The following is a 15,724-nucleotide window of genomic DNA, read 5'->3' on the forward strand; positions in this document are numbered from 1 at the left end:
TAAAATGAGATTTCAAATCAGCTTAAATGATCGTTGTCACTTTAGATGCCGGTGTATCTGTTGATGCTTTCATCCAAAGTATGTTTTGTATTTCGGCAGCGACAGTTGCAATATCCGGGCTATTAAAAAAGGCAGTCATATCAGGCTCGATGCCGAATTGTTCATGAATTTTCCACATCACCTTAATAGCAGCAATACTATGTCCACCCAGTTCAAAGAAGCTGTCGTTTACACCTATTTTCTCCGTATCCAATCCCAGCACGTCGCCCCAGATAATTACCAGGTCCTGCTCTGTCTGATTACGACTACCGACATATGTGGAGCGTTGACGCTGTGCATCATAATCAGGTGATGGCAGGGCTTTTTTGTCAATCTTTCCATTGAGTGTAATGGGCAATTTCTCCAGCGGCATCAACCATGTTGGAATCATGTAGGCAGGCAATCTGCCCAGGAGCCAGGTACGTAGCGCTGCTATATCTATATTTGCAGATCCTGCAACATATCCAATGAGGTTATTCCTGTCAGGGATCACTAATGCCTGTGCAATACCAGGATATTGCTGTATTACCTGTTCTATTTCACCAGGTTCAATTCTGAATCCACGGATTTTTATCTGTTCATCTTTCCGCCCCAGGAAGAGTATATTTCCGTCAGGCTGCCAGCGTCCGAGGTCGCCGGTTTTGTATATCCGCCTGCCTTGTTTAAAAGGATCCGCCACAAACTTTTCAGCTGTCAATAATGGCTGATGGAGATATCCTTTTGCAAGGCCTGAACCACCTATACAGATCTCTCCTGGTACACCTACCGGTACTGGTTGCAAGTGGTTGTCCAGCAGATATACATAATTATTCCCAAATGGGCGTCCCAATGGAATACTATCATAAGAGCTGAGATCAATACGATTGACCAGTTTTCCGATAGTCGTTTCCGATGGGCCATAATGATTATATACCTCGCAGCTTCCAGCACCGGTTTTAATTATATCAAGCACGTCTGCTGTCAGTTTTTCACCACCGAATATCAGGCACTTTGTCGGTGCAAACAATTTTCCTTTGCGTTGTAATGAGGCAAAATGAGAGGGTACGATTTTAAGGCAATCGAGCCTGTTGGCACTCATCTTTTCAGTACTAATTACATCCGCAGTAGAGAACACATGCAGGCATCCGCCAATGAGCAGGGATGTGTAAATGATGGTATTGCCGAGATCCGCTGCGATTGTAGATACCAATCCAAAAGTTTGACAGCTGTCGATATTCGTGCGGCTTCTGATGGCATAGGAATAATCCACCAATGCATGATGACTGATTAATACACCCTTAGGTTTTCCAGTAGACCCTGATGTATAGATACAATAAGCGAGGTCGTCCGGCGTAGTAGATATGACCGGGTTTTCAACAGACCAGGCATCCTGTACGCGGCTAAAGCGTTCCAGTGCTGTTTTATCTATTAATACCTTACTGCCGCTATCCGATAGCATATAACTGATACGCTCAGCGGGATAATCCACATCTATTGGTATGTACGCAGCACCTGCTTTAAGTACAGCCAACAGGGCAATGATCATTTTCTCACCACGTTCGAAGCTGATCGCTACCAGATCATTTGGCAGCAGCTGATAAGTATTGATCAGGTAATGCGCCAGTTGGTTAGCCTGGGAATTCAATTCAGCATAGGTCAGGCTGATGTCTCCAGCTACCAGTGCTGGTTGATCAGGTGTGCGTGCTGCCTGTTCTGCAAATAATGCTGCGACTGTTTTGTCCGCCGGATATTGGACACTGGAACTATTAAAGGTATGCAGCACCTCTTCCTGCGCGGACACGGATAAATAACTGAGCTTGTCAAGTGGTGTTGCCGGTGCCGTCAGTATTGCCAGCAATAGCTGCTCCAGGTGGTCCAGTATCCTGGTAGCGGTATCACTAAAAAATATATCACTGTTATATATAAGTCTTGCATGAATGGTTTCACCCGTAGTCATAAAATCAAATGCCAGGTCATACTTGCTGGTATACTTATTTCCTTCACTATATTCAGTGACTTCGAGTGCTTGTAGTTGTTGTTGCTGTGCATCGCCTGTATGCTCCTGCAGCACTACAGATACGTCAAACAATGGGTGTCTGCTTATGTCACGTTGTAACTTCAGTTGTTCAATCAGCTCATCAAATGGATATACCTGGTGGGAATATGCATCAATGGTTTGCTGACGAACTTTCTCAAGTAGGGACAGATAGCTTTCCTCTCCGTTGAACCGGGATCGCAATGCAATGGTATTTACATAGAAGCCGATCTGCGATTCCAGGTCTATATGCTCCCTGCCGGCGACAGGACTACCAATGATAATATCTTCCTGTCCGGTATACCTATATATTAAAGCGTTGACTGCTGCCAATAATCCCATATACAGCGTAGCATTGTGTTGCTGCAAAAATGGAAGCAGTTTGCCGGCGATATCAGCATGGAATATTTTATGTACACCACCGCCATTATACGTTTTTACTACCGGACGGGGTTTATCGCCTGCGATGCCCAGTATGGGCAGTTCCCCTTCAAATTGCTGCAACCAATAGGAACGGTGTGCCTGCAAATGCTCGCCGGTCAGTTGTTGCACCTGCCATGCCGCGTAATCCTTGTACTGGATACGCAACGGTGTCAGGGCCTCTCCTCCATTGTATAAGTGAAGCAATTCCCGGATCAGTACATTTAAAGAACGACCATCGCTGATGATGTGGTGCATCACGTAATTGAATATCCATTTATCATCAGCTACCTTGTAAACGGCAGCTCTCAACAGCGGACCATCTGCCAGCGAAAAAGGCCGGAAAAAATCTTGCTGTATCAGTTCATGCAACCGGCTGTCCGCCCCGGTCAGATCAGTATAAGCTACCCTGATTGAGCTTTGTGGCAGAATGACCTGTTGTACATTTCCCGGTGTTACTTCACGAAACACTGTACGCAGTACTTCGTGTCTCTCACCCAGGGTTGTCAGGCTATGTTCCAATGCCTGCATATCCAGCTTTCCTTTAAACTCATAGGCCCCTGCTACATTATAGGCTACACTGGCGGCTTCAATGCGGCTCATGATCCATATGCGGCGTTGGGCAGCAGACAATGCATATCCCTGTTGAACAGGAACAGGGGAAATTCCGGTGAATGCCGTAGCAGATGTGGTTGTAAGTACAATTGCCAGGTCTTCCAGCACCGGCCGTGTAAAGATCTCTTTTAATCCTATTTTTATATTCGCATCGCGATACAGCTGACTCACTACTCTTGTCGCTTTTACACTATCGCCACCTGATTCGAAGAAATTATCTTTTACACTGATCCGCTCTTTGCCCAGTACTTTATGCCAGATATCCACCAGGCATTGTTCTGCAGCATTTCGGGGTGCTACATAATCGATACCGGTTTCCAATCCGATACCTGCAGGTGCCGGCAACATCTTTCTGTCCAGTTTACCATTGGCGTTCAGCGGCAGGGAGGCGAGCTGCACATAGTGTGCAGGCATCATATAGGCTGGCAACATCTTCTCCAGGTGTGTTAAGAGGTAAGAAGCATTTAGAGTATCGTCACTTACCACGTAAGCTACCAGTTCTTTTTCGTCGTTTATTCCGGGATGGACAGCTACTGCTGCGGAAATGATTGCAGGGATCTTATGGAGTGCATGCTCTATCTCCCCGGTCTCTATTCTGAATCCACGGATCTTTACCTGGTTATCTTTTCTGCCTACAAATACAATGTTTCCATCGGGCAGCCAGCGGCCAATATCACCACTACGGTACATTAGTTCACCATCGCGGAATGGATTGGGTACAAATTTTTCAGCCGTCAGCTCCGGATGATTCAGGTATCCCCTGGCGAGTCCATCACCACTCAGGCAGATCTCGCCGGCAACGCCTATACCACATTGCTGCAGGTTTTTATCAAGGATGAATACACTATCATTGTTCAATGGCTTTCCTATTGGCAACACATCGGGTTTGCCAGAAATAGGATACATCAGTGAAAAGGTTGTATTTTCAGTTGGCCCGTATGCATGGATGATCTGCAATGCCGGATAGGTATCATATAATTTATACAGGTGTGCCAAAGATGCCCGGTCCCCACCACTTATAATTGCTTTCAGGTTTTCAAATACCGTAATATCTTTATCAATCAGCTCATACAACCATCCACAGGTAAACCACATAGTATCTACGCCTTTTGCACGGATAGTAGCACCCAACAGGCTGGCATCAAGCAATACTTCTTTGGGAGCAAAAATCAATGTACCACCGGTCAGCAACATGCTCCAATATTCAAATGTGGTGGCATCAAAGGAAATAGAACCGGTGGACAATAACACTTCATTGCCGGTAAGCGGAACATAATTGCAGGGGATGATTAACCGCAGGATACCCCGGTGCTCAATCATCACTCCTTTAGGCTGGCCTGTGGACCCGGAGGTATACATAATATAGGCCAGGTCTGTCGCGGTATTAACCGGGGTAGGATTTGCCCTGCTATAATCATTCCTGATACTATAAAAGTTATGCCATGCCTGCTCATCAAAGACTAATCTGCAATGGCTGTCAGTCAGCATGAAATCTATTCTTTCTGACGGGTAATCAGGCGTAACAGGTACATAAGCGCCACCAGCTTTTAATATGCCCAGAATGGCGATCATGAGCTTATCTGACCGGTCCAGGATTAGTCCCACCGAATCTCCTGGTTGAATACCCGCGCTATGCCTGAGATAGTGAGCAAGCTGATTGGTGATTTCATTCAGCGCAGTATATGTCCAGACAGTATCTTCAAATATTACCGCAGCCTTTGATGGTGTGCGTAACACCTGCTCTTCAAATACCTGCATAACTGTACTGTCACGTGGATATACAGCCGCGGTATCATTAAAACCGAACAGCAACTTTTTCCGCTCATTTGCACTGATATAATCCAGTTTACTCAGCGCTGTTTCCGGTGAGGCGATGATGGCGTTCAGCAATTGTTCCAGGTGTTCCACCAGATAATTGGCCATGCCGGCATCATACAGATCTGTATTATACAGCAGGGTTAAGTGGAGATCTTCGGCAGATTCGCTGAAAGTGAATTGAAGATCAAATTTGCTGGTTACAGTTGTATCACTCTTGTAAGGGTAAATTTTTAAATGGTCAATACCGGAATTCTCCATCTGCCGGCTTTCGCTGAGTAATGAAAGTGCCACATCAAACAATGGATAGCGGCTCATATCACGTTTCATTTGAAGATCTTCTACCAGCTGATCAAATGGATATCGCTGATGTGCATAAGCATCTAAAGTGAGCTGACGGGTGGCAGACAGCAGTGCAATAAAGCTATCCTCCCCACTGAACTGTGATCGAAGTGCCAGCGTGTTTACATAAAAACCTATCTGACCATTCAGATCGGGATGCTCTCTACCTACAACCGGGAAACCAACAATAATATCTTCCTGCCCCGAATATCTGTATAGCAGCGTGTTCACAGTTGCCAGCAGGCCCATGAACAAGGTAGCATCCTGCTGTGAGAGTAGTTTTCTGAAACCTTTGTTTGTATAACGATTCAGCGTTTTGTTGATGACACTGCCATTGTATGTTTTTACTGAAGGGCGGGGTCTGTCTGATAACAGTTCAAGTGTGGGTAGCGAACCTGCAAAGCGATTTAGCCAATAATTCCGATCCTGCTGATGATCTTCACTGGTCAGTAGCTGGTACTGCCATGTAGCGTAGTCTTTATATTGAATACGCAGGGCCGGAAGAGTTTCATTTCCTTTATAGTATTCCAGGAGCTCCGTGATCAATATTTCCATTGAAACGGCATCACTGATAATGTGATGCATCACATAGCTGAAAATCCATTGATGGTCCGACAACTGGTATAAACCAGCTTTCAGCAATGGTCCCCTTGTAAGATTAAAAACGTGCGTGCTATCCTGTTCCAGCAGATCACTGACTCTATCCGGTTGATCCCGCAGGTCAATATAAGACAGGTTAAAAGCGTATGCAGGTAATATTAATTGCCGGGTTTCATCACCTTCACTTTCCAGGAAAATGGTACGTAATATTTCATGGCGGGCAATCAACCGGGTAATACTTTCTTCCAGACGTTCCTTGTCTACGTTACCTTCGAAGACATAGGCGCCTGGAACATTGTAGGCTACATTACCATCTTCCAGCTGACTCAGTATCCATAAACGCCGTTGTGAAGAAGAGAGAACATAGCTTTCCTGCAGTTCTGCCAATGGTATCGGTACATATGAAGTTTGACCTGAAGCCCTTAATAATAATGCCTGGTCTTCCAGTACAGGGTTTTCAAAGATATCCTTCAACGAGATCTTTACTTCAAATGTTTTATATAACTGACTCGTTAGGCGGATGGCTCGTAAGCTGTGACCTCCTGACAGAAAGAAATTGTCTTTTACACTGATCTTTTCACGGTTCAATCCAAGCAGCTCACTCCAGATGTCTGCCAGCTGCTGTTCCGTTTCATTGCGTGGCGCCACATACATCGTTGCTGTAGCGACTTCCGGTGATGGTAACTGTCTGCGGTCTACCTTGCCATTTGCTGTCAGCGGCAGCGATTCCAGCTGGATATAGTATGAGGGCAGCATGTAGACCGGCAACTGGCTACCCAGCCACGCGGATAATGCCGGAATGTTCAACGTGGTGTCAGATGTGATATAGGCTGCTAACTCCTGTTCATATACGGTTACAACTGCTGCATTGATAGCTTCATGCTTTTCCAACGCATGTTCAATTTCCCCTGTTTCTACACGGAAGCCACGGATCTTAACCTGGTCATCCCGGCGACCTGTAAATATGATGGCGCCATCTGCCTGCCAGTAACCCGTATCGCCCGTACGATAAAGACGATCGCCTTCGACAAACGGACTACTGATAAACTTTTCTGCTGTCAGCGATGCCTGGTTCAGGTAACCTATTGCCACTCCATCTCCTCCCACACAGATCTCCCCTCTTACGCCAATACCACATAGCTGACCGGCATTATCCAGGATATATGCACGGCTGTTACTGATCGGATAACCAATTGGGATGATATCTGTAGCATTGCCGATCTCATAGGTCAGTGAGAAAGTGGTATTCTCAGTCGGACCATAACCATTGACGATGTGCAGAGCAGGATAGGCTTCACGCAGACGTGCGATGTGCGGACCGGAAAGTTTATCTCCACCGGCTACCACAGTCTGTAAGCCCTGGAATACAGACAGGTTGCTGTCAATCAGTTCATGCAGCCACCCTGCAGTGAACCACATGGTGTTTACTCCCTTTCCCTGTATTTCATCAGCCAGCAGAGAAGCATCCAGCAGCGTATCACGGCTGATCATCACAAGCCGGCCGCCACTCAGCAGCATACTCCAGTATTCAAAGGTGGTCGCATCAAAGGAGAGCGAACCTGTACATAGTAAAGTTTCATCACCACTCAGTGGTACATAGTTGCAGGGGATCACCAGCCGCAATACACTCCGCTGGGTGACCAGCACGCCCTTCGGATGACCGGTGGAACCGGAGGTATACATCACGTATGCCAGGTCTGTAGCGGCATTGACTTCCGCAGGAGTGGTAACCGGGGTGGTAAGATTTTCCAGCTGGATATCCAGGGCAAAAATGTGACCTGTGTAATAGTCCAGGCTGAACAGATAATCACTCTGTGTGATCAGCACACGTGCACCCGTGTCTTCCAGCATGAAGGACTTGCGGGTATCGGGATAGGATGGATCGATGGGAACGTAAGCACCTCCCGCCTTCAGGATGCCAAGGATGGCGACCAGCAGGTCGGCTGAACGGTCGGCCATAATACCTACCAGGTCATTGCGGCCTATACCGTATTCCTCACGCAGGTAGTGACCTAACCGGCTGGAACGTTCATCCAGCTCTTTGTAGGTATAAACCTGTGTTCCATATATGATAGCTACCTTGTCCGGGGTTTGTCTGGCCTGGGCCGAAAATACAGCTGCCAGGGAACTGTCTCGCGGATAAGGAACAGTAGTATGATTGAAAGTTGTTAAAAGTTGTTCCCGTTCATTTGCGCCGATGTAATCGAGTTGCCATAATGTGGTAGCAGGAGCAGCGATTACTGACAACAATAACTGTTCGAAATGATGTAATAAACGCGTTGCTGTATGCCTATCATAAATATCACTGTTGTAGACAAGATCTGCACGGATACCTCCATCTGATTCTGTAAAATTGAAGGCCAGGTCAAATTTACTGATTGTCTCAGCAGCCGCATCATAGCTGTTAATCGACAACTCACCAATGACAGGCGATAAAGACTCCATGTTCTGCAAAACTACAGATACATCAAACAGCGGATGACGGCCTGAATCCCGTTGTAATACCAGTTCATCTAACAATGCGTCAAAAGGATATGACTGGTGTGCATAGGCATCCAGCGTCAGCTGACGGGTATTACTCAATAAGGATAAAAAACTATCCTTACCTGTAAATCGGCTACGAAGTGCCAACGTGTTCAGATAGTTACCTAGCTGACCTTCCAGGTCTGCATGTTCACGGCCTGCGATCTGGCTGCCGATAATGATATCTTCCTGGCCGGAGTATTTGTATAGCAACACATTCACAGAGGCCAGCAGTCCCATGAACAGGGTTGCATGCTGTTCGTGTAATAACTGACGGAGCTGGTCGGTCTGGTCACTGCCCAAAAAACCGCTGACGATCCCACCTGCATAGGTTTTTATACCTGGACGGGACTTTGCACCGGATAACTCCAGCACAGGGAGTTCGCCGGATAACTGTTCATGCCAGTAAAGACGGTCCGCTTCCTGCAGGTGCTGCGACTGCCATTCACTATAGTCTTTATATTGAATGCGCAGTGCAGGCAGGTCATTATTTCCTTTGTATAGTTCCAGCAGCTCATTGACCAGTATCACCACGGAAACACCATCACTGATGATGTGGTGCATCACAAATCCAAGGATCCATTGCTGATCAGTCAACTGGTACAGCGTTGCGCGTAATAACGGACCACAGGCAAGGTCAAAAGGTGCCAGAAAATCGTGCTTCAGCAGCCTGTCCACATCAGTCGTAGTACCGCGCAGATCGATCTTCTTAATGGAGAAATCAATACCGGGTAGTATGAACTGGCGCACCTCTTCCGCTTCAGGGAAAACAGTACGCAGAATCTCATGACGGGTGATCAGTGCATTGAACGCTCCTTCTAATCTGGCAACATCCAATGGCCCATTAAACTCATAGGCAGCAGGCACATTGTAAGCTACATTACCATCTTCCAGCTGACTCAGTATCCACAAACGCCGTTGTGAAGAAGAGAGAACATAGCTTTCCTGCAGTTCTGCCAATGGTATCGGTACATATGAAGTTTGACCTGAAGCCCTTAATAATAATGCCTGGTCTTCCAGTACAGGGTTTTCAAAGATATCCTTCAACGAGATCTTTACTTCAAATGTTTTATATAACTGACTCGTTAGGCGGATGGCTCGTAAGCTGTGACCTCCTGACAGAAAGAAATTGTCTTTTACACTGATCTTTTCACGGTTCAATCCAAGCAGCTCACTCCAGATGTCTGCCAGCTGCTGTTCCGTTTCATTGCGTGGCGCCACATACATCGTTGCTGTAGCGACTTCCGGTGATGGTAACTGTCTGCGGTCTACCTTGCCATTCGCTGTCAGCGGCAGCGATTCCAGCTGGATATAGTATGAGGGCAGCATGTAGACCGGCAACTGGCTACCCAGCCACGCGGATAATGCCGGAATGTTCAACGTGGTGTCAGATGTGATATAGGCTGCTAACTCCTGTTCATATACGGTTACAACTGCTGCATTGATAGCTTCATGCTTTTCCAACGCATGTTCAATTTCCCCTGTTTCTACACGGAAGCCACGGATCTTAACCTGGTCATCCCGGCGACCTGTAAATATGATGGCGCCATCTGCCTGCCAGTAACCCGTATCGCCCGTACGATAAAGACGATCGCCTTCGACAAACGGACTACTGATAAACTTTTCTGCTGTCAGCGATGCCTGGTTCAGGTAACCTATTGCCACTCCATCTCCTCCCACACAGATCTCCCCTCTTACGCCAATACCACATAGCTGACCGGCATTATCCAGGATATATGCACGGCTGTTACTGATCGGATAACCAATTGGGATGATATCTGTAGCATTGCCGATCTCATAGGTCAGTGAGAAAGTGGTATTCTCAGTCGGACCATAACCATTGACGATGTGCAGAGCAGGATAGACTTCACGCAGACGTGCGATGTGCGGACCGGAAAGTTTATCTCCACCGGCTACCACAGTCTGTAAGCCCTGGAATACAGACAGGTTGCTGTCAATCAGTTCATGCAGCCACCCTGCAGTGAACCACATGGTGTTTACTCCCTTTCCCTGTATTTCATCAGCCAGCAGAGAAGCATCCAGCAGCGTATCACGGCTGATCATCACAAGCCGGCCGCCACTCAGCAGCATACTCCAGTATTCAAAGGTGGTCGCATCAAAGGAGAGCGAACCTGTACATAGTAAAGTTTCATCACCACTCAGTGGTACATAGTTGCAGGGGATCACCAGCCGCAATACACTCCGCTGGGTGACCAGCACGCCCTTCGGATGACCGGTGGAACCGGAGGTATACATCACGTATGCCAGGTCTGTAGCGGCATTGACTTCCGCAGGAGTGGTAACCGGGGTGGTAAGATTTTCCAGCTGGATATCCAGGGCAAAAATGTGACCTGTGTAATAGTCCAGGCTGAACAGATAATCACTCTGTGTGATCAGCACACGTGCACCCGTGTCTTCCAGCATGAAGGACTTGCGGGTATCGGGATAGGATGGATCGATGGGAACGTAAGCACCTCCCGCCTTCAGGATGCCAAGGATGGCGACCAGCAGGTCGGCTGAACGGTCGGCCATAATACCTACCAGGTCATTGCGGCCTATACCGTATTCCTCACGCAGGTAGTGACCTAACCGGCTGGAACGTTCATCCAGCTCTTTGTAGGTATAAACCTGTGTTCCATATATGATAGCTACCTTGTCCGGGGTTTGTCTGGCCTGGGCCGAAAATACAGCTGCCAGGGAACTGTCTCGCGGATAAGGAACAGTAGTATGATTGAAAGTTGTTAAAAGTTGTTCCCGTTCATTTGCGCCGATGTAATCGAGTTGCCATAATGTGGTAGCAGGAGCAGCGATTACTGACAACAATAACTGTTCGAAATGATGTAATAAACGCGTTGCTGTATGCCTATCATAAATATCACTGTTGTAGACAAGATCTGCACGGATACCTCCATCTGATTCTGTAAAATTGAAGGCCAGGTCAAATTTACTGATTGTCTCAGCAGCCGCATCATAGCTGTTAATCGACAACTCACCAATGACAGGCGATAAAGACTCCATGTTCTGCAAAACTACAGATACATCAAACAGCGGATGACGGCCTGAATCCCGTTGTAATACCAGTTCATCTAACAATGCGTCAAAAGGATATGACTGGTGTGCATAGGCATCCAGCGTCAGCTGACGGGTATTACTCAATAAGGATAAAAAACTATCCTTACCTGTAAATCGGCTACGAAGTGCCAACGTGTTCAGATAGTTACCTAGCTGACCTTCCAGGTCTGCATGTTCACGGCCTGCGATCTGGCTGCCGATAATGATATCTTCCTGGCCGGAGTATTTGTATAGCAACACATTCACAGAGGCCAGCAGTCCCATAAACAGGGTTGCATGCTGTTCGTGTAATAACTGACGGAGCTGGTCGGTCTGGTCACTGCCCAAAAAACCGCTGACGATCCCACCTGCATAGGTTTTTATACCTGGACGGGACTTTGCACCGGATAACTCCAGCACAGGGAGTTCGCCGGATAACTGTTCATGCCAGTAAAGACGGTCCGCTTCCTGCAGGTGCTGCGACTGCCATTCACTATAGTCTTTATATTGAATGCGCAGTGCAGGCAGGTCATTATTTCCTTTGTATAGTTCCAGCAGCTCATTGACCAGTATCACCACGGAAACACCATCACTGATGATGTGGTGCATCACAAATCCAAGGATCCATTGCTGATCAGTCAACTGGTACAGCGTTGCGCGTAATAACGGACCACAGGCAAGGTCAAAAGGTGCCAGAAAATCGTGCTTCAGCAGCCTGTCCACATCAGTCGTAGTACCGCGCAGATCGATCTTCTTAATGGAGAAATCAATACCGGGTAGTATGAACTGGCGCACCTCTTCCGCTTCAGGGAAAACAGTACGCAGAATCTCATGACGGGCGATCAGTGCATTGAACGCTCCTTCTAATCTGGCAACATCCAATGGCCCATTAAACTCATAGGCAGCAGGCACATTGTAAGCTACGTTTCCACCTTCCAGTTGACTCAGTATCCACAAACGCCGCTGTGCTGAGGACAATGTGTAACTTTCCTGTGGTACAGCTGCAGGAATATGTTCAAATATTGTGTGTATACCGGTATCTACCAAACCTGCCTGATCTTCCAATAAAGGATGATTAAAGATATCTTTCAGGGATAACTTTACATCAAATGTCCGGTAAAACAGGCTCAATAACCGGGTAGCCTTCAGGCTATGCCCACCCAAAAGGAAGAAGTTATCATTTACACTTATCTTCTCTTTGCTGATGCCCAGTATATCACTCCAGATAGCTACCAAGGCTGCTTCTGTTGCCGTACGTGCACCCATATACTGTGACAGTGAAAAACTATCCGGAACTGGTAATGCTTTACGATCTGTTTTTCCACTCGCATTTAATGGCATGGCATCCAGCTGCATGAAGTAAGCTGGTACCATATATGCCGGCAGTATGGCTGACAGATAAGTGCGGATCTTATTCCATTCCAGTACTTCCCTACCAGTTACATAAGCGATCAACTCATTTTCGCCGTCGTTTCCTTTACGGGCTATCACCGTTGCTTCATGGATATCCTCATATTGCTGTAAGGCATGCACGATCTCACCCAGTTCTATCCGGTAGCCACGTACTTTCACCTGGTCATCTTTACGACCTGCGTATACGATCAGTCCATTTGCGGTACGGTAACCAATATCTCCTGTATGGTAAAGACGACCATCTGAAATAAAAGGATCTGTTGTAAATTTCTCTTCCGTCAGCGCTGCATTATTCAGATAGCCACGCGCCAGTCCATCACCCCCTATACAGATTTCACCTCTTACACTTGTCGGCAACACTTCATTATCTGCACCTAAAATGTATAACTGTGTATTCCATATCGGACGCCCGATCGGGATGATCACTTCTTCTGCCCGGGTAGCATAATAACTCACATCTATAGATGCTTCCGTAGGACCATACAGGTTGTGTAAGGGTATGTTTACCAGTTCATACCATAGTTCTACTGTGGCTGGTGTCAGTGCCTCGCCGCTGGCAATCACCATCCGGACACTTTTCAATAAAGCCGCATCTACAACAGAGCCCAGGAAGCTGTTAAGCATAGATGGTACAAAATGAAGACAGGTGACAGCCTCCCGGCTGATCAGTGATAACAACCGCCCGGGGGAAGCAACATCTTCTGCAGGACATAACACTTCTGTTGCTCCTACGCATAATGGCAGGAATATCTCCCAGACTGATACATCAAAAGTGAAAGATGTCTTTTGAAGAATAATATCATTGCTACCCAAACTATATTCACGCCACATCCAGTTCAAACGGTTCACTACGCCACGATATTCCAGCATACAACCTTTTGGACGGCCGGTTGAACCTGAAGTATAAAGCACATACATCAGATCACGGCTGGTGGTGCCGGCTGTAAATGCTTCCGTACTGTATGCTGGCAGTGCTGCCTGCAATTGTGCAAGTGCAGCTGCAGTCAAAACAACTTTACATTTACTGTCTGATACAATATATTGCCGGCGCTCTTCCGGAAAAGCCGGATCGATAGGCACATAAGCACCTCCCGCCTTCAGTACACCGATCAGACAGATCAGCTGCCATTCGCTACGTTCCAGTTGCACACCTACAAGGTCGCCGGCACTTATACCATATTCTTTACGCAGGTATGCACCCACCTGGTTCGTGATCCCATCCAGCTGACTATAGCTCAGACTTGTATCGTTGTATTTTACAGCAGGATGATCTGGTCTGATCAATACCTGTTCCCGGAAAAGGTCTATGATCGTTTTATCTGCCGGGAACAGATGATTAGTATCGTTAAAACCATATACCAGCTGCTCGCGCTCTCCCGGCAACAAATAATTCAATTTGCGTAATGGAGTCGCCGGCGCTGCCACCACTGCTGATAGCAATTGTTCAAAATGCGCAACTAACCGCTCTATCCGTGGAGCCTGGAAGATATCAGGGCTGTAGGTAACACTCACCTGTATGCTATCCTCGTCTTCTGTAAAATCAAACTGAAGATCAAATTTACAAGTGATATGGATGTCATCCTTAAACGGAGTAATACTAAGGCTTCCTGTATGTTGTTCTTCTATTTCATTATGGAAAACTACAAATACATCGAACAGCGGATGACGACTCATGTCGCGATGTAAACGCAACTCATCGATCAGCGAATCAAAAGGATATACCTGGTGTGCATAAGCTTCCAGGGTCTGCTGATGGATCATTGATAACAATGAATCAAAGCTATCCGATCCATTGAACCTGGAGCGGAGTGCCAGCGTGTTTACATAAAACCCGATCTGCTGTTCGAGCTCCATTTGTTCACGGCCAGCTACAGCAGTACCTATAATAATATCTTCCTGGCCCGTGTACCGGTATAATAAGGTCTTTACCGCGGCCAACAAACCCATAAACAGGGTTGATCCGGCTGCATTGACCAGTTGTTTCAGTTGGCGGCTAAGGTTAATCGATAATTGTCTTTCTACTTTAGCCCCGGAATAGTTTTTTATCAGCGGACGAACCTTGTCTGTAACAAGATCCAATACGGGTAATTCTCCTTTAAATTTGTCCAGCCAGTATGCACGGTGCGCTTCTAATGCTGCACCGCTTAACTGCGCCGCCTGCCAATCTGCATAATCCTTATATTGGATACGCAACGGTGGTAATGTGCCCCCACCATTATATACATGCAATAGCTCCTGTATAAAAACGCCAATTGACCAACCATCGCTGATGATGTGATGTATGACAAAACTGAATAACCACTTGCCTGCTGACAACTGATAAAGGCGGGCCCGCAATAACGGGCCACTAGCCAGGTCAAATGCATGGTTAAAGTCTGCTACCAGCAGCGTATCTGCTGCGGCCACATGATCCTGGTAGTGAACTTTAAAATCAATTGAAGGCAGAATATATTGACGTACCTCCCCCTGTTCATCTTCACAGAATACGGTACGCAGGATTTCATGACGTGCTATCAAAGTATTAAATGCTCTTTCCAGTGAATTGCTGTCAAGCGAACCACTCAATACATACGCACCTGTAATATTGTAGGCTATACTCCCTTCTTCCAGCTGACTTAGTACCCATACACGACGCTGGGCAGCTGACAATGGATAACTGGATTGCGCCGGTATAGCTGGAATATGAGTAATGAAGGATTCATTTGTTTCCTGCTGTGTATTACTAAGTACAAACTCAATCAGCTCCTTTTTCCGTGCTCTTATTCTGGCAACAAGATCTTCACTTATTGCAGTGCCATTGGTAAAAACTTTTAATTCTCCCTTCTCCACCTTGAGAAGAATATTGTTATCTGTTATTTCCTTTAATAGGGTATTCATGTGGATCTCTTTACC

1 protein-coding gene is annotated in these 15,724 nt (G+C 46.7%); it reads right to left on the minus strand.

The window, feature by feature from the left end:
• Positions 1-22: 22 nt before the first annotated feature.
• Positions 23-15,709: a non-ribosomal peptide synthase/polyketide synthase gene (locus SIO70_RS28605; RefSeq protein WP_320576652.1), complete on the minus strand. Its 15,687-nt coding sequence runs from the start codon at positions 15,707-15,709 to the stop codon at positions 23-25.
• Positions 15,710-15,724 lie beyond the last annotated feature (15 nt).

The organism is Chitinophaga sancti, assembly GCF_034087045.1.
GTDB lineage: Bacteria > Bacteroidota > Bacteroidia > Chitinophagales > Chitinophagaceae > Chitinophaga > Chitinophaga sancti_B.

Coding starts and splice junctions, on each gene's coding strand:
- SIO70_RS28605 (WP_320576652.1), bottom strand. CDS start 15,709: ATGAATACCCTATTAAAGGAAATAACAGATAACAATATTCTTCTCAAG.